Consider the following 18607-nt stretch of genomic DNA (forward strand, 5'->3'; position numbering starts at 1 on the left):
AGGGTGAATTTGAATGTTTATCATATCAAATTCTTGCAAATGCTGGTGAGAGCAAATGCGCGCTTCATTGTGATCGGCGGTCAGGCGCGAATGCTCTATTCGGAACACTGCCCCAGAGACCTCGATATTTGGGTGGACATATCCGCTGATAGCCAAACTCAAATTTTGGATGTTTTGAACAACTGGTGGACAATACACCCTCTACATTCATCGGGAACTCTCCCGTTGAACCTCGGACCCAAAATCCAAATCCACATACCGGAGTGGGATGTCCATTTTCTTGATGACGGCGGCAATCAAGTGCAAATCACAGCAGACGATGGCATCGACATATTGACTAGTCTGCACGACTGGAACTTCGAAGCAGTTTTCCAGAGATGCGCTAGGCGCATTGAACACAACATGACCCTTTTCGTGCTCAATAAATGCGATTCAGCTCTTTCCGACTCTCTGCCCCGCTAACCCCATACCGTCATGGCCCGGCTTGTCCGGGCCATCCACGTCTTTCTTTTGACGATTCAGTAAGGAAGACGTGGATGACCCGCATAATGCGGGTCATGACGAATTAGAGAAATAGGGGTGACCAACCTCGCCCTTTGACACCTCCCGCTTCCCCTCCCATGATGCCCGCAAAGCCACACAAAATAACCTGAGGAGCTCTCCCATGAGCCTGTCCAACGCCGCCGTTCGCGACATCGAGACCGTGATCCATCCCTACACCAACCTCGACACGTTTCGCACAACGGGCCCGATGATCATCGAGCGCGGCGAGGGCATCTATGTGTTCGACAATGGCGGCAACAAATATATCGAGGGGCTTGCCGGGCTCTGGTGCACCTCGCTCGGCTATAACGAGAAGGAGCTGATGGAGGCGGCGGCGGAGCAATATCGCCAGATCCCCTTCACGCACACCTTCGGCGGCAAGAGCCATGAGCGCGCGGCGGAAGCTGCCGAGCGGCTCAAGGCCATCGCGCCCCATGCGGCTTCCAAGGTTCTCTTCTGCGGCTCGGGCTCGGAAGCGAACGACCAGCAGGTGAAGCTCGTCTGGTATTACAACAATGCGCTCGGCCGCACGAAAAAGAAGAAATTCATCTCGCGCATTCGCGGCTATCACGGCGTCACCGTGGCGTCCGCCTCGCTGACGGGCCTGCCCGCGAACCATCGCGATTTCGACCTGCCGATGGCGGGCGTCATCCATACCGACTGCCCGCATTACTACCGCTATGCGGAACCGGGCGAAACGGAAGACGAGTTCACGACGCGGCTTGCGAAGAACCTCGAAGAGACGATCATCCGCGAAGACCCGGACACAGTCGCCGCCTTCATCGCCGAGCCGATCATGGGCGCGGGCGGTGTCGTCGTGCCGCCTGCCGGCTATTTCGAGAAGATCCAGGCGGTGCTGAAAAAATACGACGTCTATTTCATCGCCGATGAAGTGATCTGCGGTTTCGGCCGTACGGGCAACATGTTCGGGTCGGAAACCTTCAACATGAAGCCGGACTCGATCTCGGTCGCGAAGGCTCTCTCATCCGCTTACTTTCCCATCGCCGCCGTCACGGTCGGCGAGGAGATGTATCAGGCGATGATCGAGGAGAGCAGAAAGATCGGCATCTTCGGCCACGGCTTCACCTATACGGCGCATCCGGTCGGCGCCGCCATTGCCGCGAAGACGCTCGAAATCTACGAGAAGCGCAACATTGTCGGCCATGTCCGCTCGGTGCAGCCCACATTCGAGGCGCGCGTCGCCCGGCTTGCCGATCATCCGCTGGTGGGACACACCCGCGCCTGCGGGCTCATCGGCGCCATCGAACTCGTCGCAAACAAGTCCGACAAGCGGGCATTCGATCCCGCCGCCGGTATCGGCGCTGCCGTTGTCGCCGCCGCGCAGCGCAACGGGCTCATCCTCCGCGCGCTGGCAGGCGACATCGTCGCCTTCTGCCCGCCGCTCATCATCACCAATGAACAGGTGAACGAGATGTTCGACGCGGTGGAAAAGGCGCTCGACGAAGTGGAAGCCCATGTGACGAAGGAAGGCTTGCGCGCCGCCTGATGCCCGAACTTCGCTATCAGCTTACCTTTGAAGGCACGGTTGCACCCGAAGACGAGATGGGCGAGCGGATGACGATCTCATCCGTCGCTGCCATACCGGCGGCGCTCAACCCCGTACTCGCGCAGAACGGCCACAGCGCCTATCTCAATGCCGTGGTCGAGACCGACGAATATGGCGGCTTCACCGAGACGGGTGAAATCAGTTTCGGCGCGGGCACCATCCGGTATGTAACGCGCGGCGAAGGCTTCATCGAGGACACGGATGAAGACGACATCCAGCAGGGCTGCGTCATCCGCCGGGTCGAAGGCGGCAGCGGTATTTTCGAGAATGCGACGGGCTATATCGTCTCGACCTTCACGGTCAGCACCAATGCCATCATCCGCGACAGCCAGAGCGCGGTGATCTTCACGATGTGAGGGGCGCAGCCCTCAAACGTGCTGGCCGCCATTGATCTGGATTTCGGCGCCGTTCACATAGCTCGACTGATCCGTACACAGAAAATAGATCGTGCGGGCGACTTCTTCCGGCGTGCCGAGGCGGCGCATGGGGATTTCGGCGACGATCTTGTCCGTTCCCGGCGAGAGGATCGCCGTGTCGATCTCGCCCGGCGCGATGGCGTTCACGCGGACGCCGAGGCGGCCGAATTCCGATGCCATTTCGCGCGTCAGCGCCGCGAGCGCCGCCTTCGACGTCGCATAGGCGCTCCCCGCAAAGGGGTGCACCCGCTCGCCCGCAATCGAGGTCACGTTCACAACCGATCCTTGCGCCGCTTTCAGCTCTTCGACGAGCCCGCGCGCAAGCATCACGGAGGCAAAGAAATTCACCTGAAAAACCTTCGCCCAGGTTGCGACATCCGTATCGAAGACGCCGAGCCGCGAACCGCCGGGCCCCTTGGGCGAAATCGCCGCATTGTTGACCAGCGCATGAAGCCGCCCGCCCTGATCCTTCAGCCGCTCGCGCATTTCGGCGATGGCGGTTTCGGTGTTTTTTACATCGGCCAGATCGACCTGGATATGGTCTTCCGGTCCGGCTTCCCAGGGGCAGTCTTCCGGGAAGGGGTGCCGCGAACAGGTGATGACGCGCCATCCCGCGCTCGAAAAACGTTTCACCGTGGCATGGCCGATGCCCCTGCTTGCGCCGGTCAGGATCAGCGTTTTCCGATCTGCATTGTCAATCTGTGTCATGGGCGCAATCTAGAGGAAGGCGGTCAGTGGCGCCAGCGCCGCCTTCAGCACTTCGTCCGGCGTGTCGGCGGCGTCCACGCAGGTCCAGTCCATTGCTCCCAGATTATAGGAAAGCTGGCGCCGCAGCACATCCACACCGGCATCGGACGGGTCGTCACCGCGCCTTTCGCGCGCCGCAACCCGCGCCTCCAGCACATCCGCCGGCGCTTCAAGCCAGAGCCCTGCAAATGGAAGCCTCCGCTCCGCCGCCAGACGGCCGATCATGGCGCGTTCCTCTTCCCGCGCGAAAACGGCGTCGAGTACGACGCTCGCACCCGCCGCCAGCGCCGCGCCTGCAAGGCGCAGCATTTCCCCATAGACGCGGGCACCCGCACCCGGCGCATAGGCGTCATTCGGCAACCGGTCCAGCGGCGCCACACCGAAAATCCGTTTGCGGATGATGTCGCTCCTCAAATGCAGCGCGCCGAGCGGCGCACCGATCCGCGCGGCGATCCCTTTCGCAACCGTCGACTTCCCCGTGCCTGACAATCCGCCAATGGCAACAAGGCGTGGCGAAGCGGGTTCAAGCAGTCTCTCCGCGAATTCGAGATAGGCGTTTGCGAGCTGCCTTGCCCCCTCGTCCTTCGCCTGCACCGCCGTCACCTTGGCGCGCACCACGGCGCGCGTCGCCGCGAAGAGCGGCAGGAGCGCGAGCCCATCAAGCGCCCTGCCGATTTCATCCTGCGTCAGATGATCGAGATATACATTGAGCGCCCGGCTCGCAAAGCCTTCGAGCCGCCTATCGCTTTCCGCGCGGAAAGCGATATCCATCAACAGGAAAGCGAGATCGTAAAGCATGTCGATCCGCGCGATGTGATCGCTGAATTCGATGCAGTCGAAGATGACCGGGTGCCCGCCGATCTCCGTCACATTGCCAAGATGAAGGTCGCCATGACAGTGACGGACCAGACCTTCCGCGCGCCGTCTGTCAAGCAGCGCATGATGCGTTTCGATCAGCGCCCGGCTGCTTGCCGTTACGCGCGCAGCGCGCTTTGCGTCCAGCACCGTGCCAAGCACGGGCTTCATGTCCTCCACACTGCCTTCGACGATCTTCAGAAAGTTTTCCGCGCCACCGAAGTCGCGCCGCACCTCCGCCTTGCGGTGAAAATCGGCAATGCCGCGCGCCAGCTCCTCCACCATGCCCATGGAAAGTTCGCCACGATCCGCCTTCGTTGCCAGCAACCCGTCATTGCCGAAGCGCCTCATCTCGACGAGCCAGTCGGCGATCTCGCCCTCGTCCCCGCCAAGCCGGAAGCAGCCACCCTCGCGCCGGACCGGCACCACGCGCAGATAGATTTCAGGCGCCGTGCGGCGGTTCAGCTCAATCTCGCTTTCGCAGGCGGCCTTCCGCCGTTCAAGCGTCGAAAAATCGAGGAAAGTGAATTTGACCCGCTTCTTCAGCTTCCATGCGCGGTCGCCGGCCAGAAAGACATGTGAGGCGTGGGTTTCGATATGTCCCACCTTCTCGTCCGCCGCCAAACCATAGGCCTCAGGCAGCAACAGGAAAGCGACGATATTCTGCTGTTCCTCGTCTCCGGTCACACTGCCCGCCTTCAGCTCATCTGGAACTTCGTCAGCTTCTCGGCGCCCGCCGGATCCTGATGGATGATGACTTCAGCCCCCGGAAAGGCAGCATGCACGTCGCGTTCCACCACGTCGGTTATTTCATGCGCGTCATGCAGCGACATCGCGCCATCGAGTTCGATATGGAACTGGATGAAGCTGTAGATGCCGGAGCGCCGTGTCTTCAGGTCGTGCAGGTTCAGCACTTCCTTGTGAGCATGGGCAATCTGCTTGATGCGCTCGCGTTCCTCTTCGGAGAATTCGTGGTCCATAAGCTGGTCGAGCGAGTTCATGACGATCTTGCCTGCGCTCCAGCCGATCAGACCTGCAATGACAAGACCGAATACCGCATCCGCGCGATGCAGACCGAAATAGCCGGACAGCACCAGCGCGGCAATCACCGAGAGGTTCATGAAAAGGTCGCCGCGATAATGGATCGAGTCCGCCTCGATCGCGAGCGAGCCCGTCTGCTTTACCACATGGCGCTGATAGGCGACGAGCCCGAGCGTCAGCAGGATGGCAATGATGACGACCGCGATGCCCGCTTCCGTCGATGCGACGGGCTTCGGCTCGATCAGCCGCGAGATGCCCTCATAGATGAGATAGCCGGCTGACCCGAAAATGAAGATCGACTGGCCGAGCCCAGCCAGCGCCTCCGCCTTGCCGTGACCGAAGCGGTGTTCCTTGTCCGGCGGCATCAGCGAGGCGCGCACGGCAACGAGATTGAGAAGCGAGGCGGCGCCATCAAGGAGCGAGTCCATCAAGGTGCCGAGCATGGCGACCGAATCCGTCGTCCAGTAAACCGCCGTCTTGAGCGTCACCAGCGTCACCGCGACGGCGACCGCGGCAAGGGCTGCCCGGCGCATCAGCCGGTCAGCAGCGCCATTGCGATCCGCGGGCGCGACAGCCGTCACGGAAAGAGCCTTTCCGTCCGCCACGGCGCCGTAGCGGAGTCGCGTTTGAAGACAAGGCGGTCATGCAGCCGGAAGGGCCGGTCGCGCCAGAATTCGATTCGCACCGGGGCAATGCGGAAGCCTGACCAATGCGGTGGCCGGGGCACCTTGCCGAACCCGAATTTCGCTGCAAAAACAGCCACCTGCTTTTCAAGCGCGAAGCGGCTTTCGAGCGGCCGCGACTGCTTCGAGGCCCAGGCGCCGATCTGGCTATCCCTTGCGCGCGAAGCGAAATAGGAATCGGCCTCCTCTTCGCTGACGGGTGCCACGTGGCCGCGCACGCGGATCTGGCGGCGCAGGCTCTTCCAGTGGAAACAGAGCGCAGCAGCCGGGTTTTCCTTCAGTTCCAGTCCCTTGGCGCTTTCGAGATTGGTGTAGAAGACGAAGCCTTCGGCATTTGCGCCCTTCAGCAGCACCATGCGGACATCGGGGAATCCTTTCGCATCCGCCGTGGCAAGCGCCATGGCGTTCGGGTCTTCCTGTTCCTTGTCGCGGGCGAGTTCCATCCATTCATGGAAAAGGGCGATCGGGTCTTCGCTGGTGAAGATTCCGGCCTCGTCCGCGCTGTCCTTGGTCTCGCTCATGTCATCCTTCCGGCTTGCGGATCGGCAGAAAAGCCCGGTTCTCTGCGGCATCCGGCGCGGCTCCCCGCTCCAATCTTGCCACAATTCAGCACTTATATAGGCCAGTCTTATCGCTAGGGGGCGACAAAGCACAGGATCGACACAATGAAATTGGTTAAGGGAATTGCCATTGGCGCCGTAGCGCTCGCGCTCGCCGCCTGTAACCAGAGCGGCTATGGCGGCGGCGGTGGAATCGACAAGCAGACGATGGGCACCGTTGGCGGCGCCGTCCTGGGCGGACTTGCCGGTTCGCAGGTCGGCGGCGGCTCCGGCCGTCTCTGGGCCACGGGCGCCGGCGTGTTGCTTGGCGCCATTGTCGGCGGCGAAATCGGCAAATCGCTCGATCGCGCCGACCGCCAGTATATGGGCCAGACCACCTATAATGCGCTGGAAACCGGCCAGTCTACACAGTGGCGCAATCCGGATTCCGGCCATTACGGCACGGTGACGCCGCAGCCGGCCTATCAGCAGGGCAATCTGACTTGCCGTGAATACACGCAGACGGTTTATATCGATGGCCGCAGCCAGCAAGCCTATGGCACGGCCTGCCGTCAGCCGGATGGTTCCTGGCAGATCAGAAACTGAATTCAATAATCGAGGGGTGGACCGGCAGGCATGAGATTCGTTCGGTCCACCCTTTTTGCCGCGAGCCTTTTCGTGGGGCTTGGCATTGCACTTCCGGGCATCGACACGGCTGCCGCGCAAGGCGCATCCGTCCGCGATCTGCTGGAGCAGGAACGGCCGTCTTCCGCCGAAAATGCAGCCCGCTTCAACGAGGGTGTCGCAGCCTACGATGCGGGCGATTTCACTCGCGCCTTCAATGTCTGGCTCCCCATCGCACAGGAAAACGATCTCGCCGCCATGCGGAACGTCGCCATCCTTCTGCGTGAGGGAAAAGGAGTCGAAAAAGACGCGCAGCGTGCGCTCTATTTCTTCGAACGTGCCGGAAGAGCAGGCCTCGTTTCCGCGCAGGTCAACACCGCTTTCATGTATCTCAATGGCGAAGGAACGGCGCAGGACTACAAGACGGCGTCCTTCTGGTTCCATGCGGCCGCCGTCGCCGGCGTGCCTGCCGCCCGCTACAATCTCGGTGTGCTTTATGAACGGGGCCTCGGCGTCGAGCAGGATCCGGCGCGCGCCCTCGCCTGGTATGCGCTTGCGGCACAAACGGGCCATGAGCTTGCGCTGAAAAGATTAACGGAACTGGTGCCGAGCCTGCCCGGCCCCGAGCCGCAGAAAGAGGAGGACCGGGCCGCTTCAATAACGGCGCCGCCGCCCGCGGAAGCCCGAATCGACACAATGAAGAACCCCGCGCCTTAACCAATTCGTATGCGCCCGCGCCTAGACTGGCCGCCGGTCCGGTTCTGGAGTGACAGCGCTTGCGCGACCCTTATGACATTCTCGGTTTGCATCCCGGCGCGAACAATGCCGAGGTGAAGGCTGCCTATCGGAGGCTTGCGAAGCAGCTTCACCCCGATGCGCAGCACTCTTCAGCCGCGCAGCATGCGCGCTTCCAGGAAGTCACAGCCGCCTACAATCAGCTCAAGGACGAGGCAAGCCGCCGCCGCTTCGAGGCCGAGCGGCTTGCGGAGGCCGCTGCTGCGCGGCAAAGGGCGTTTCATGCCGCTGCCGAAAGCGCCGAACCTCAAGGCGACGATCTCTTCACCGAACTTTTCGAAGGTATTCGAACGGCCGGCAAGCGCGTCTTCCGCGCCCGCGGCGAGGATCGAATCTATCGCCTTTCCGTGAGCTTCCTCGAAGCGGCGAAAGGTGCCACGAAGCGTGTGCGGCTTGCAGGCGACAGGATGCTCGATGCCGCCGTGCCTGCCGGCATCGAGAGCGGCAAGCAGATCAGGCTCAAGGGACAAGGCGGCGAGGGTCATGGCGGGGCGGAAGCGGGCGATGCGCTTGTCACCATCGAGGTGGAGCCCCATCCATGGTTTGAGCGCCGGGGGCAGGACATCCACCTGACCCTGCCTGTAACGCTTGCAGAGGCCGTTCTCGGGGCCAGGGTCGAGGTGCCGACCATCACCGGCATGGTGTCGCTTGCCATCCCGGCAGGCTCCAGCAGCGGCACACGGCTTCGCCTCCGCGGCAAGGGCATTGGCGGGGAATCTGGCGCCAAAGGGGACCAGTATGTGACCCTTTCGATTGCCCTGCCCGAGGCGCCGGATCGGGCGCTCAGGGATTTCGCCGCAAGCTGGGGGCAAGGGCTCAAGCATAATCCCCGAAAGGGTTTTTCCGGTTCCTGACCTGTCTCAAACTGTCGTGAAACGTGATCCCAACCCTCTGAAAATGAGGGGCTTTTTTGTTAGACGCTCCAAGGCTTTTGTGTAGGATGCGGCTCGATTTCAGCAAGTACAAATAGACGGGGACTAGATGAGCGAAGCCATCACCAGCACGGGCCCTGAGCTCAAGGGCAATCTGATGAAGGGCAAGCGTGGCCTCGTCATGGGTGTCGCCAACAACCGGTCGATCGCCTGGGGGATTGCCAAGGCCTGCGCCAACCAGGGTGCCGAACTTGCCTTCACGTTCCAGGGCGAGGCTCTGCAAAAGCGGGTCGTGCCGCTGGCAGAATCGGTCGGTTCCTCGCTCGTCATGCCCTGCGATGTGACGGACGCGGCAAGCATGGACGCCGTCTTCGAGCGGCTCCAGAAGGAATGGGGCCAGCTCGACTTCCTCGTTCACGCGATCGCCTATGCCAACAAGGAAGAACTCGACGGGCGCTATGTCGATACGACGCTCGGCAATTTCACCGCCTCGATGGCCATTTCCTGCTACTCGCTTGCCGCGCTTTGCCAGCGCGCCGAGAAGCTGATGACAAATGGCGGCTCGGTGGTGACGCTGACCTACTACGGGTCGGAAAAGGTCATCCCGCACTACAACGTCATGGGGGTCGCCAAGGCCGCGCTTGAGGCGAGTGTGCGCTATCTTGCGGTGGATCTCGGCCGCAACAATATCCGCGTCAATGCCGTGTCGGCCGGACCGATCAAGACTCTTGCCGCTTCGGGCATCGGCGATTTCCGCTACATCCTGAAGTGGAACGAACTCAATTCGCCGCTGAAGCGCACCGTTACGATCGAGGAAGTGGGCAACACCGCGCTTTATCTTCTCTCCGATCTCGGCTCGGGCGTCACGGGCGAAGTACACCACGTCGATGCGGGCTATCATGTCGTCGGCATGAAGGCCGAGGACGCGCCGGACATGAGTATCGTCTGACGGGCTCCCGCGCCTTTTCCACCCGCCGGTTCACCGCGTAAGGAAGATCCCCCGGGATCGGTCAAACAGGATGTCGCACAACACGTTCGGCCATCTCTTCCGTGTCACGACCTGGGGCGAAAGCCACGGGCCGGCGCTCGGCTGCGTGGTCGACGGCGCACCGCCGCGCCTCGCGCTCAAGGCGGAAGACATCCAGCACTGGCTCGACCGCCGCCGCCCCGGCCAGTCGCGCTTCACGACGCAGCGCCGCGAGCCGGACGAGGTGAAAATCCTGTCGGGCACTTTTGTCGAGGATGGTGCCGAGCTGACCACAGGTACGCCGATCTCGCTGATGATCGAGAATGTCGATCAGCGCTCGAAGGACTATGGCGACATTATCGAGAAGTTCCGGCCGGGCCATGCGGACTTCACCTATTTCTCGAAATACGGCATCCGCGATCATCGCGGCGGCGGGCGCTCGTCTGCGCGCGAAACGGCGGCACGTGTCGCCGCGGGCGCGGTTGCGCGCGCGGTTCTTGGCAGCGGCATCACCATTCGCGGCGCGCTGGTGCAGATGGGTCCGCACAGGATCGACCGCGCGAACTGGGACTGGAACGAGACGGAAAACAATCCCTTCTGGTGCCCCGACGCGAAGGCGGCCGCCGAGTGGGAAACCTATCTCGACGGCGTGCGCAAGAGCGGGTCGTCCTGCGGAGCAGTGATCGAGGTCGTCGCCTCGGGCGTTCCCGCCGGGCTTGGTGCACCGATCTATGGCAAGCTCGATGCCGATCTTGCCGCCGCGATGATGAGCATCAATGCGGTCAAGGGCGTCGAGATCGGCGACGGTTTCGCTGCCGCTGCGCTTTCCGGCGAGGAGAATGCCGACGAGATGCAGTCCACCAATCATGGGCTCGGTTTCTCGTCGAACCATGCAGGCGGGATTCTCGGCGGCATTTCGACGGGACAGGATGTCGTTGTCCGTTTCGCCGTCAAGCCGACCTCCTCCATTCTCTCGCCGCGCAAGACCGTGACCAAGGCGGGCGAAAACACCGAGATCGTCACAAAGGGCCGCCACGACCCCTGCGTCGGCATCCGCGCCGTACCTGTTGGTGAGGCAATGATGGCATGCGTGCTCGCCGACCATCTGCTCCGCCATCGCGGCCAGATGGGAGAGAGCGGCAATGAGTGACGCCGGCAAGACGGGCGACTACCTCACCGCGTCCTATTCCAAGGACAAGGGTGAGAGCGTCGTCTACAGCGCCGTTCTCGCCGCAGGCGCATTGGTCATCTTCGGTGTGCCGCGCGCGCCGGTGATTTCGCTCATCCTTGCGCTCGCCGCCGTCGCCGTTGCCCTCTATCACTGGCCCTATGTCGCGCGCGAGCGCCGCGCCATCGCCATCACGCCTGCAGGCATCATGGTCGACAGACTCGGGCTCCTGCCCTGGAACGCGATTTCCGATGTGCATCTTTTCGAGCGTTATGTCCGCATGATCCGCAATGCGGAACTGCGCATCGCGCTCCGCCGCCCGTTCGACAGCGCCATCGAGAGCCGCCCGGAGATCAATCTGCTTCGGCGCTACATGTATCGCTGCTGGACCGTGATTTCGCCGCAGGAAGTCGCGATCAAGCTGTCGACGCTCGACGCAAAGCCGGAAGCGGTGGAAGCCGCTGTCCGCCAGCACCTGCACCGGCCCGTCTGACGCTTCAATCGCGCCTGAAAACGCCCACCACTTCGAGATGCGGCGACCAGAGAAACTGGTCGACAGGCGTTATGCGCTCGAGCCTGTAGCCGCCATCGATGAGCGCGCGGGCATCGCGCGCGAAGGTTGCCGGATTGCAAGAAACGGACGCCACAACAGGCACCGGCGATTTCGCGATCTCCTCCGCTTGCGGCAGAGCGCCGGAGCGCGGCGGATCGATGACGATGGCGTCGAATTTTTCAAGCTCCGATGCGAGCAAGGGCCGCCGCGCCAGATCGCGCGTTTCGGTGGTCACGGGCTTCAGGCCGAGAGCGGGCCCCTGTGCGCGGATGGCGCGGTCAAGGGCGGCGAGCGCACACTTCTCGCCCTCCACGGCGTGGACGGTGGCGTCACGTGCGAAAGCGGCCGCGAATGTACCGCAACCGGCATAGAGATCGGCGATGCGCTTCGCCTTGCCGATCGCATTGCGGACAAGCCCCGTCAGCGCCGCTTCGCCTTCCGCCGTCGGTTGAAGAAATCCGCCGGGCGGCAGTGCCACGCGAAGACCCGAAAGATTGATCTCCGGCGGCAGACGCTCGGCAACGATCTCACCGTTCCATGAGAGACGCGCGAGACCGGCGGCGCTTGCCTCTCGCCCAAGATCGGCGCGCAGCGGCCCGTCGAGCGGCTTGCCGCCCGTCACATAGACATCGAGCCCGTTGATCGTGGAGGTCACCAGGAGAGACGCGCGCGAGCGGCGCGACAGGCCGCATGTGGCGATCGAAGCAAGAGCGGGAAGCACCGCCTCGATCTCCGGCACGACAAGCGGACACTCCACCAGCGGCACGATATTGTGCGTGCCCTGCATGTAGTAGCCGAGCGTTGCGCCGCTCTTCGTGCGCGTCGCGGCGAAGGTGGCGCGGCGGCGGCTTTTCAGATTCGCGCCGATAAGCGGCGCAATTTCCGTCTCGATGCCGCGCGCCTTCAGCGCGGCGCTCACAAGGCCGTGCTTCCATTCCGCATAGAAGTCAGGCGCGGCATGCTGCATGGCACAACCGCCGCAGCGTGTGAAGTGGCGGCACGCAGCGGCAATCCGCTTCGGCGATGGCGTGATGATCTTCAGAAGTTCCGCCCTGCCCTCGCCCAGCGGCCGGGCGCGCACAGTTTCGCCGGGCAGGACATAGGGCGCATAGAGCGGCCCGTCCGGCGTTTCCGCCACGCCGTCTCCTTGCGCACCGAGTGCGACTATTTCGACATCGATGTCATTTGTCATGGCGCGCCGCGATCAGGAATTCCACATTGCCGTCACCGCCCTCTATAGGGCTTTCCGTCAGCCCAAGCACGCGCCAACCGGCCTCGCCTTCAAGCCACTGTGCGAATTCGCTGCAAATCCGCTGCCGCAGGGCATCATCGCGGACAATCCCGCCCCGGCCGACATTCTCCGGCCCCGCCTCGAATTGCGGTTTGATAAGGGCAACGAGCGTTGCGCCTGGTTCGGCGAGCGCAAGCGATGGCGGCAGCGCCTTGCGAAGGCCGATGAAACTCAGATCGGCGACAATGAAGGAGATGCGTTCGGGCACCGCATCGCGCGTGACATCCTTCGCGTTCAAACCCTCGATGGACCGCACACGCGGATCGGCGGCGACTTCCTTCGCAAGCTGGCCGTGGCCGACATCGATAGCGATGACGCTCGCCGCACCGCGCTCAAGCAGCGCTTGCGTGAAGCCGCCGGTCGAGGCGCCGAGATCGAGGCATGTCGCGCCTGACGGATCGAGGCCGAACGTATCGAGCGCATGGATGAGTTTCAGCGCCCCTCGCGAGACGTAGGGATGTTCCAGACCGTCAATTTCAACGTCGTCGGTATCGCTTACCGTGTCGGAAGGTTTCGCCGCCACTTTTCCGCCGACGCGGACATGGCCTGCCTTGATCGCGCCTTGCGCGCGGGCGCGGGTCGGTGCGAGGCCGCGTTCGACCAGCGCGAGGTCGAGACGCTGCTTTTCCCCGGACATGAAATTTCTCAGACGAGTTTCGGCTGCGGCGCGATCTCGTGGAGGCTCGCAATCGCCGTTTCCTGCCCGCCCAGCGCCGCCAGCACCGTTTCCACGATCTGCGCCGCATTGAGCCCGGCAATGTCGTACATCACTTCGGGCTTGTCGTGATCGATGAAGATATCGGGCAGCGCCATGGGCCGCACTTTCAGCCCGCGGTCGAGTGCGCCGGAGCGGGCAAGGAAATCGAGTACATGGCTGCCGAAGCCGCCGATGGAGCCTTCTTCCACCGTCACCAGCACTTCGTGTTCGCGGGCAAGCCGCGCCACGAGATCCGTGTCGAGAGGCTTCACGAAACGCGCATCGGCAACCGTGGTCGAAAGACCGAGTGCGCCAAGCTGCTCCGCCGCCTTCAGAGCTTCCGCGAGGCGCGTACCGAGCGAAAGGATCGCAACCTTGGTGCCTTCGCGCATGATACGGCCCTTGCCGATTTCAAGCGGCGCACCGATTGCAGGCATATCGAGGCCAATGCCCTCGCCGCGCGGATAACGGAAGGATGAAGGACGATCGTCGATGGCAACCGACGTCGCGACCATGTGCTTCAGTTCCACTTCGTCGGCTGCCGCCATGACGACGAAATCCGGCAGACAGGCGAGATAGGTCACATCGAACGAGCCCGCATGGGTCGGCCCGTCGGCGCCGACAAGACCTGCGCGGTCGATTGCGAAACGCACAGGCAGGCGCTGGATCGCCACGTCATGCACGACCTGGTCATAAGCGCGCTGCAGGAAGGTCGAATAGATCGCCGTGAAGGGCTTGTAGCCTTCTGCCGCAAGGCCCGCGGCGAAGGTCACGCCATGCTGCTCGGCAATGCCGACATCGAAAGTGCGCGCGGGGAAACGCTCGCCGAAGAGATCGAGCCCGGTGCCCGAAGGCATCGCCGCCGTCACCGCGACGATCTTGTCGTCCTGTTCGGCATGGGCGATCAGGCTCTCGGCAAAGACCTTGGTGTAGCTCGGCGCATTGGCTTTCGCCTTCGCCTGCGTGCCCGTCACCACGTCGAATTTCGAGACGCCATGATACTTGTCGGCGGAGGCTTCGGCGGGCGCATAGCCCTTGCCCTTCTGCGTCACGACATGGACGAGGATCGGCCCTTCGCCCGCATCACGCACATTTTTCAGCACCGGCAGAAGATGATCGAAATTATGTCCGTCGATGGGACCGACATAATAGAGCCCCAGTTCCTCGAACAGCGTGCCGCCGGTTGCCATGCCGCGCGCATACTCCTCCGCCCGGCGCGCGCTTTCTTCCAGCCGCTTCGGCAGAAGCTGCGCAAGCTGCTTGGCGAGATGGCGCATCGAGCGGTAGGTGCCGCCCGACAGAAGCCGCGCGAGGTAGGCACTCATCGCGCCCACCGGCGGCGCAATCGACATGTCGTTGTCGTTCAGGATGATGATGAGGCGGCTGTCCATCGAGCCGGCATTGTTCATCGCCTCATAGGCCATGCCCGCCGACATCGCGCCATCGCCGATCACGGCGACGACATTGTTTGTGCCGCCCTTGAGGTCGCGTGCGACCGCCATGCCGAGGCCGGCCGAAATCGAGGTCGAGGAATGGGCGGCACCGAAGGGGTCGTATTCGCTTTCGGCGCGCTTGGTGAAGCCCGACAGGCCACCGCCCTGACGAAGCGTGCGGATGCGATCCCGCCGCCCCGTCAGCACCTTGTGCGGATAGGCCTGATGGCCGACATCCCAGATGATCCGATCTTCGGGCGTATTGAAAACATAGTGGAGTGCGACGGTAAGTTCGACCACGCCAAGCCCCGCGCCGAGATGCCCGCCTGTCTGCGACACGGCGTCGATCACTTCGGCACGCAATTCGTCCGCCACCTGCCGCAAATCGGATTCCGGCAGCGCGCGAAGCTCCGCGGGTGATGTCACCCGGTCAAGCAAAGGGGTCGGATTATCGCTGCTCAACACTCACCTCGGCCGTCAGGGGCCAGACAGGGCACAAGGCCCGTAGCGGGCGCCCGGAAGGGACCGCCCTCAGTTGCGGCGCGTTATAACGAAATGCGGCGCCAGACGCAAAAGATCGGCTCTTTCATCAAACAAATCAAGGTGTTGGACTGCCTGATCGGCGAGCATCCGGGCCTGGGCGCGGGCCCGTTCGACACCGAGGATCGAGACGAAGGTCGCTTTCCCCGCAGCCAAATCCTTGCCCGCTGTCTTGCCCAGCGTGGCGGCATCGCCCTCCACATCCAACAGGTCGTCGGCAATCTGGTAGGCAAGCCCGAGATCATGGGCATAGGCATGGATGGCCTGCAGCGCCTCGGGCGAAGCACGGCCGAGCACAGCGCCCGCCTCGCAGCAGAAGGAAATGAGGGCACCCGTCTTCAACTGGTGAAGCCGGGTCACACCGTTCATATCGAGTGCCTTGCCCTCGCTTGAAAGGTCGATCATCTGCCCGCCCACCATGCCGCGCGCACCGGCGGCGGCGGCGAGGCGCCGCACAAGTTCGATCCGCACCCGCGCGCGTTCATGCGTGTCCGTATCGCCGAGAATATCGAAGGCAAGCGTCAGCAGCGCATCGCCCGCGAGAACCGCCGTCGCCTCGTCGAACTTGCGGTGAACGGTCGGCGCGCCGTGGCGCATGTCGTCATCGTCCATGCAGGGCAGATCGTCATGGACGAGGGAATAGATATGCACGCATTCGGCCGCGGCGGCGGCGCGCAAGGCGGCCTCCCTGTTCACACCGAAAAGCGCCGCGCTCTGGCAGACGAGAAAGGGACGGAACCTCTTGCCGCCGCCCAGCGCCGCATAGCGCATGGCTTCGGCAAGCGGCGCCTCGGGACCGTCGGGCCGCGGCAGCAGCCGGTCGAGCATCGTCTCGACATCGCGCGCGCACTCACCGAGTGCCGCTTCGAACTTCCCGTCATCTGCGGGTGAGGTCATGCGGGATTACTCGACGTCGAGCGGTTCGGTGCCGGCCGCCTCGCCCGAGGCCGACAGGCGGATTTTTTCGACCTTGGCTTCGGCCGCTTTCAGCCGTGCCTCGCAATGAGCCTTCAGCGCCGTGCCGCGCTCGTAGAGTTCGATGGAATTTTCGAGTTCCGCATTGCCGGATTCAAGCTGGGAGACGATCTTCTCGAGCTGCGCCAGCGCCTCTTCGAAGCTCAGTTTCTCGATATCCTTGTGAGCATCGGCTTTCGCGGCGGCCATGTCGTTCTCCTCGCAGCTTCGGGCATCGGTTCAGGCGGTCAGCATCAGGGCGCGGACATGGGCCCGCGCGCTGGCCGCCAGCGCCTCCAAGTCATAGCCCCCCTCAAGCGCCGAGACAACGCGACCATGGCAAAGGCGGTCCGCCGCCTTCACGAGTTCCGCCGTCGCCCAGCCGAAATCCGCCTCGGTGAGCCGGAGATTCGCGAGCGGGTCCGCCATATGCGCATCGAAACCCGCCGAAATGAAGATGAAATCGGGGCGGAATTGCTCGATAGCAGGGATCACCGCATCGGACATCGCGGCGCGGAATTCCTCCGAGCCCGCGCCAGGCGGCAGGCAGCGATTGTATATATTGCCAAGCCCATGCTCGCTCGCGCGCCCCGTGCCCGGATAAAGCGGCCATTGATGCGTCGAAATATAGAGAAGCGAGGGGTCGCACTCGAAGGCGGCCTGCGTGCCATTGCCGTGATGGACGTCGAAATCCACCACCGCCACGCGTTCGCAGCCATGCGCCTTGCGGGCGTGGAGCGCGCCGATGGCAATATTGTTGAACAGGCAGAAGCCCATCGCCGTTTGCGGTTCCGCATGATGCCCCGGCGGGCGCACGGCGCAGAAGCCGTTGCGCGCCCTCCCCGCCATCACCTCGTCCACGGCATGGACCACCGCGCCTGCCGCGCGCCAGGCCGCTTCGAGCGAACCGGGCGACATCGACGTATCGGCATCGATCCGGCGGAAGCCTTCCTGCGGCGCGATCTCCTCAAGCCGCGCTATGTGGCTCTCGGGATGGACGCGGGCGATCTGCTCGCGCGTCGCGCGCGGCGCCTCCACCCGCTCCAGCAGCATGAACTCCTCGGCTTCGAGCGCGCCGAGGACAGCCCGCAGCCGGTCCACGCATTCCGGGTGGCCGGGCGGCGTTTCATGGGCAAAGCAGGCGGCATGGGTAACGAGAAGGGTGGGCATGGCTTCAGCCTAGCATGGGCAGGGCGCGGCCTTCACGCGCGGCGATACCAGTTCACGCCTTTTTCGTCGCGGCTTACCGTCGCGAGGCCGCGGCCGAGGAGGCAGTTGAGATGGGCGAGGCTTTCGCCCGTCGCCATGAAGAAGACTTCCGGGCCGATCTTGCGCCTGAAGAGCGCGGGGAAGACGTCGATGGCGCGTTTCGGCTCGCCGAGCATGGCGTGGAGTTTCGCAAGCCCGTCCTCATGTCCGTCGATCAATTGCGTCAGGCGCTGGTGGAGCCCGTAGAAGGGCTCGTTATGCGCCGGCAGCACCAGCGCATCGTCGGGCAGCGTGGCACGGAGCCGCTTGCAGCTTTCGATCCAGTCTTCCAGCGGATTCTCGTAGGCCTCGGTCGGATGAAGGCTGACATTGGACGAGATGCGCGGCAGCACCTGATCGCCGGAAATCAGAATGCGGTCTTCCTCGCAGAAAAGGCAGACATGTTCCGGTGCATGGCCCGAGCCGACGACGACGCGCCACGTGCGACCGCCGATGGTAATGTCGTCGCCTTCGCGCAGACGGCGGAAAATGTCAGGCAGCCGCGAGACGCGTTCGCCGAAACCGCCGAAGCGCTTGCGGTAGCTTTCGATGCCGCGCTCGCTGAAGCCCGCCGCGCGGTAGAAATCGAGTGCTTCCTTCGGCGCCTCGCGGCCCGTATCGAGCACGAGGTTGCGGCACATCAAAAAGTCGGTCCGCGACATCGAAAGTTCGATGCCCCACTTGCGCGTGAACCAGCCGGCAAGGCCGACATGATCGGGATGGAGATGTGTGACGATGACGCGCGTCACCGGCTTGCCACGGAGTCCGGTCTGAAAAATCTCGCGCCAGAGCGCCTTTACCTCGTCGGAAGCGACGCCGGTATCGACAACCGTCCAGCCTTCGCCGTCTTCCAGCAGCCAGAGATTGATATGGTCGAGCTGGAAGGGCAGCGGCATCCGTACCCAGTGAATGCCGGGCACCACTTCGATCATTTCCGCAGGCCCCGGCACCCGGTCGAAGGGATAGGTGAGACCGGTGCTTTCAATCGGGGCTTGCGAAATATCGGACATCTGAACTCTCGAAACGGGGCCGCCGGACAAGGCGGATCACCCTTTCGTGATAGGCGCATGGGCC

General features: G+C 63.2%; 20 protein-coding genes. 9 read left to right on the forward strand and 11 right to left on the reverse strand.

Annotated features, from left to right (window positions below; genetic code table 11):
* The first annotated feature begins 3 nt into the window (after window positions 1–3).
* The 3 genes from ACK4FH_RS00715 (at window position 4) to ACK4FH_RS00725 (ending at window position 2466) form a co-directional block, all read left to right on the forward strand.
* Complete coding sequence (locus tag ACK4FH_RS00715; protein WP_409810196.1) at window positions 4–462, forward strand: hypothetical protein; 459 nt, start codon at window positions 4–6, stop codon at window positions 460–462.
* Window positions 463–664: 202 nt separating this feature from the next.
* On the forward strand, window positions 665–2050 hold the full coding sequence (locus tag ACK4FH_RS00720) for an aminotransferase (RefSeq protein WP_409810199.1): 1386 nt from the start codon (window positions 665–667) through the stop codon (window positions 2048–2050).
* Complete coding sequence (locus ACK4FH_RS00725; RefSeq protein ID WP_409810202.1) at window positions 2050–2466, forward strand: hypothetical protein; 417 nt, start codon at window positions 2050–2052, stop codon at window positions 2464–2466. Before ACK4FH_RS00720 ends, ACK4FH_RS00725 begins: the two co-directional genes overlap by 1 nt.
* Window positions 2467–2478: 12 nt before the next feature.
* Here ACK4FH_RS00725 and ACK4FH_RS00730 read toward each other — a convergent pair whose 3' ends face one another.
* The 4 genes from ACK4FH_RS00730 to pdxH are packed head-to-tail and all read right to left on the reverse strand — an operon-like array spanning window position 2479 to window position 6373.
* Window positions 2479–3234, reverse strand: coding sequence for an SDR family NAD(P)-dependent oxidoreductase (locus ACK4FH_RS00730; RefSeq protein ID WP_409810205.1), 756 nt, complete (start codon window positions 3232–3234; stop codon window positions 2479–2481).
* Window positions 3235–3243: 9 nt separating this feature from the next.
* A complete protein-coding gene (locus ACK4FH_RS00735; protein ID WP_409810208.1) occupies window positions 3244–4815 on the reverse strand; it encodes an AAA family ATPase in 1572 nt (523 codons plus the stop codon).
* A gap of 11 nt (window positions 4816–4826) precedes the next feature.
* Window positions 4827–5750 carry a cation diffusion facilitator family transporter gene (locus ACK4FH_RS00740; protein ID WP_409810211.1) on the reverse strand — a complete coding sequence of 308 codons (924 nt, stop codon included), beginning with the start codon at window positions 5748–5750 and terminating at the stop codon, window positions 4827–4829.
* Window positions 5747–6373: a pyridoxamine 5'-phosphate oxidase gene (gene pdxH / locus ACK4FH_RS00745; protein ID WP_409810214.1), complete on the reverse strand. Its 627-nt coding sequence runs from the start codon at window positions 6371–6373 to the stop codon at window positions 5747–5749. The genes ACK4FH_RS00740 and pdxH overlap by 4 nt, the downstream gene beginning before the upstream one ends.
* 144 nt (window positions 6374–6517) lie before the next feature.
* Here pdxH and ACK4FH_RS00750 point away from each other — a divergent pair, with 144 nt between their 5' ends.
* From ACK4FH_RS00750 to ACK4FH_RS00775, 6 genes are all read left to right on the forward strand, one after another.
* Window positions 6518–6997 (forward strand): RT0821/Lpp0805 family surface protein, encoded by a 480-nt coding sequence (locus ACK4FH_RS00750; RefSeq protein ID WP_409810217.1) that lies wholly within the window; start codon window positions 6518–6520, stop codon window positions 6995–6997.
* A 30-nt stretch (window positions 6998–7027) separates the two neighbouring features.
* Window positions 7028–7732, forward strand: a complete 705-nt coding sequence (locus ACK4FH_RS00755) for a tetratricopeptide repeat protein (RefSeq protein WP_409810219.1) — start codon at window positions 7028–7030, stop codon at window positions 7730–7732.
* A gap of 59 nt (window positions 7733–7791) precedes the next feature.
* Window positions 7792–8664: a DnaJ C-terminal domain-containing protein gene (locus tag ACK4FH_RS00760; RefSeq protein WP_409810222.1), complete on the forward strand. Its 873-nt coding sequence runs from the start codon at window positions 7792–7794 to the stop codon at window positions 8662–8664.
* A 127-nt stretch (window positions 8665–8791) separates the two neighbouring features.
* Window positions 8792–9631 (forward strand): enoyl-ACP reductase FabI, encoded by an 840-nt coding sequence (fabI, locus tag ACK4FH_RS00765; protein ID WP_409810225.1) that lies wholly within the window; start codon window positions 8792–8794, stop codon window positions 9629–9631.
* 70 nt (window positions 9632–9701) lie between these two features.
* Window positions 9702–10799, forward strand: coding sequence for a chorismate synthase (aroC, locus tag ACK4FH_RS00770; protein WP_409810228.1), 1098 nt, complete (start codon window positions 9702–9704; stop codon window positions 10797–10799).
* Window positions 10792–11310 (forward strand): hypothetical protein, encoded by a 519-nt coding sequence (locus ACK4FH_RS00775; protein ID WP_409810231.1) that lies wholly within the window; start codon window positions 10792–10794, stop codon window positions 11308–11310. Before aroC ends, ACK4FH_RS00775 begins: the two co-directional genes overlap by 8 nt.
* A gap of 4 nt (window positions 11311–11314) precedes the next feature.
* Here the strand turns inward: ACK4FH_RS00775 and ACK4FH_RS00780 are convergent, their stop codons facing one another.
* From ACK4FH_RS00780 to ACK4FH_RS00810, 7 genes are all read right to left on the reverse strand, one after another.
* Window positions 11315–12562 (reverse strand): class I SAM-dependent RNA methyltransferase, encoded by a 1248-nt coding sequence (locus ACK4FH_RS00780; RefSeq protein WP_409810233.1) that lies wholly within the window; start codon window positions 12560–12562, stop codon window positions 11315–11317.
* Window positions 12552–13298 carry a TlyA family RNA methyltransferase gene (locus ACK4FH_RS00785; RefSeq protein WP_409810237.1) on the reverse strand — a complete coding sequence of 249 codons (747 nt, stop codon included), beginning with the start codon at window positions 13296–13298 and terminating at the stop codon, window positions 12552–12554. The genes ACK4FH_RS00780 and ACK4FH_RS00785 overlap by 11 nt, the downstream gene beginning before the upstream one ends.
* Before the next feature lie 8 nt (window positions 13299–13306).
* Window positions 13307–15256, reverse strand: a complete 1950-nt coding sequence (dxs, locus tag ACK4FH_RS00790) for a 1-deoxy-D-xylulose-5-phosphate synthase (protein ID WP_409810240.1) — start codon at window positions 15254–15256, stop codon at window positions 13307–13309.
* 66 nt (window positions 15257–15322) lie between these two features.
* The gene (locus ACK4FH_RS00795; protein WP_409810243.1) at window positions 15323–16228 is read right to left on the reverse strand and encodes a polyprenyl synthetase family protein; all 906 of its coding nucleotides are present in this window, start codon (window positions 16226–16228) and stop codon (window positions 15323–15325) included.
* 6 nt (window positions 16229–16234) lie between these two features.
* The gene (locus ACK4FH_RS00800) at window positions 16235–16495 is read right to left on the reverse strand and encodes an exodeoxyribonuclease VII small subunit (protein WP_409671704.1); all 261 of its coding nucleotides are present in this window, start codon (window positions 16493–16495) and stop codon (window positions 16235–16237) included.
* Window positions 16496–16525: 30 nt separating this feature from the next.
* Window positions 16526–17455, reverse strand: coding sequence for a histone deacetylase family protein (locus ACK4FH_RS00805; RefSeq protein WP_409810246.1), 930 nt, complete (start codon window positions 17453–17455; stop codon window positions 16526–16528).
* Window positions 17456–17487: 32 nt separating this feature from the next.
* Window positions 17488–18543 carry an MBL fold metallo-hydrolase gene (locus tag ACK4FH_RS00810; protein WP_409810250.1) on the reverse strand — a complete coding sequence of 352 codons (1056 nt, stop codon included), beginning with the start codon at window positions 18541–18543 and terminating at the stop codon, window positions 17488–17490.
* Window positions 18544–18607: the final 64 nt, after the last annotated feature.

It is taken from the genome of Parvibaculum sp., assembly GCF_046297875.1.
GTDB lineage: Bacteria > Pseudomonadota > Alphaproteobacteria > Parvibaculales > Parvibaculaceae > Parvibaculum.

Coding starts and splice junctions, on each gene's coding strand:
- ACK4FH_RS00720 (WP_409810199.1), top strand. CDS start 665: ATGAGCCTGTCCAACGCCGCCGTTCGCGACATCGAGACCGTGATCCAT.
- ACK4FH_RS00725 (WP_409810202.1), top strand. CDS start 2,050: ATGCCCGAACTTCGCTATCAGCTTACCTTTGAAGGCACGGTTGCACCC.
- ACK4FH_RS00730 (WP_409810205.1), bottom strand. CDS start 3,234: ATGACACAGATTGACAATGCAGATCGGAAAACGCTGATCCTGACCGGC.
- pdxH (WP_409810214.1), bottom strand. CDS start 6,373: ATGAGCGAGACCAAGGACAGCGCGGACGAGGCCGGAATCTTCACCAGC.
- ACK4FH_RS00750 (WP_409810217.1), top strand. CDS start 6,518: ATGAAATTGGTTAAGGGAATTGCCATTGGCGCCGTAGCGCTCGCGCTC.
- ACK4FH_RS00755 (WP_409810219.1), top strand. CDS start 7,028: ATGAGATTCGTTCGGTCCACCCTTTTTGCCGCGAGCCTTTTCGTGGGG.
- fabI (WP_409810225.1), top strand. CDS start 8,792: ATGAGCGAAGCCATCACCAGCACGGGCCCTGAGCTCAAGGGCAATCTG.
- aroC (WP_409810228.1), top strand. CDS start 9,702: ATGTCGCACAACACGTTCGGCCATCTCTTCCGTGTCACGACCTGGGGC.
- ACK4FH_RS00775 (WP_409810231.1), top strand. CDS start 10,792: ATGAGTGACGCCGGCAAGACGGGCGACTACCTCACCGCGTCCTATTCC.
- ACK4FH_RS00780 (WP_409810233.1), bottom strand. CDS start 12,562: ATGACAAATGACATCGATGTCGAAATAGTCGCACTCGGTGCGCAAGGA.
- ACK4FH_RS00785 (WP_409810237.1), bottom strand. CDS start 13,298: ATGTCCGGGGAAAAGCAGCGTCTCGACCTCGCGCTGGTCGAACGCGGC.
- ACK4FH_RS00795 (WP_409810243.1), bottom strand. CDS start 16,228: ATGACCTCACCCGCAGATGACGGGAAGTTCGAAGCGGCACTCGGTGAG.
- ACK4FH_RS00800 (WP_409671704.1), bottom strand. CDS start 16,495: ATGGCCGCCGCGAAAGCCGATGCTCACAAGGATATCGAGAAACTGAGC.
- ACK4FH_RS00805 (WP_409810246.1), bottom strand. CDS start 17,455: ATGCCCACCCTTCTCGTTACCCATGCCGCCTGCTTTGCCCATGAAACG.
- ACK4FH_RS00810 (WP_409810250.1), bottom strand. CDS start 18,543: ATGTCCGATATTTCGCAAGCCCCGATTGAAAGCACCGGTCTCACCTAT.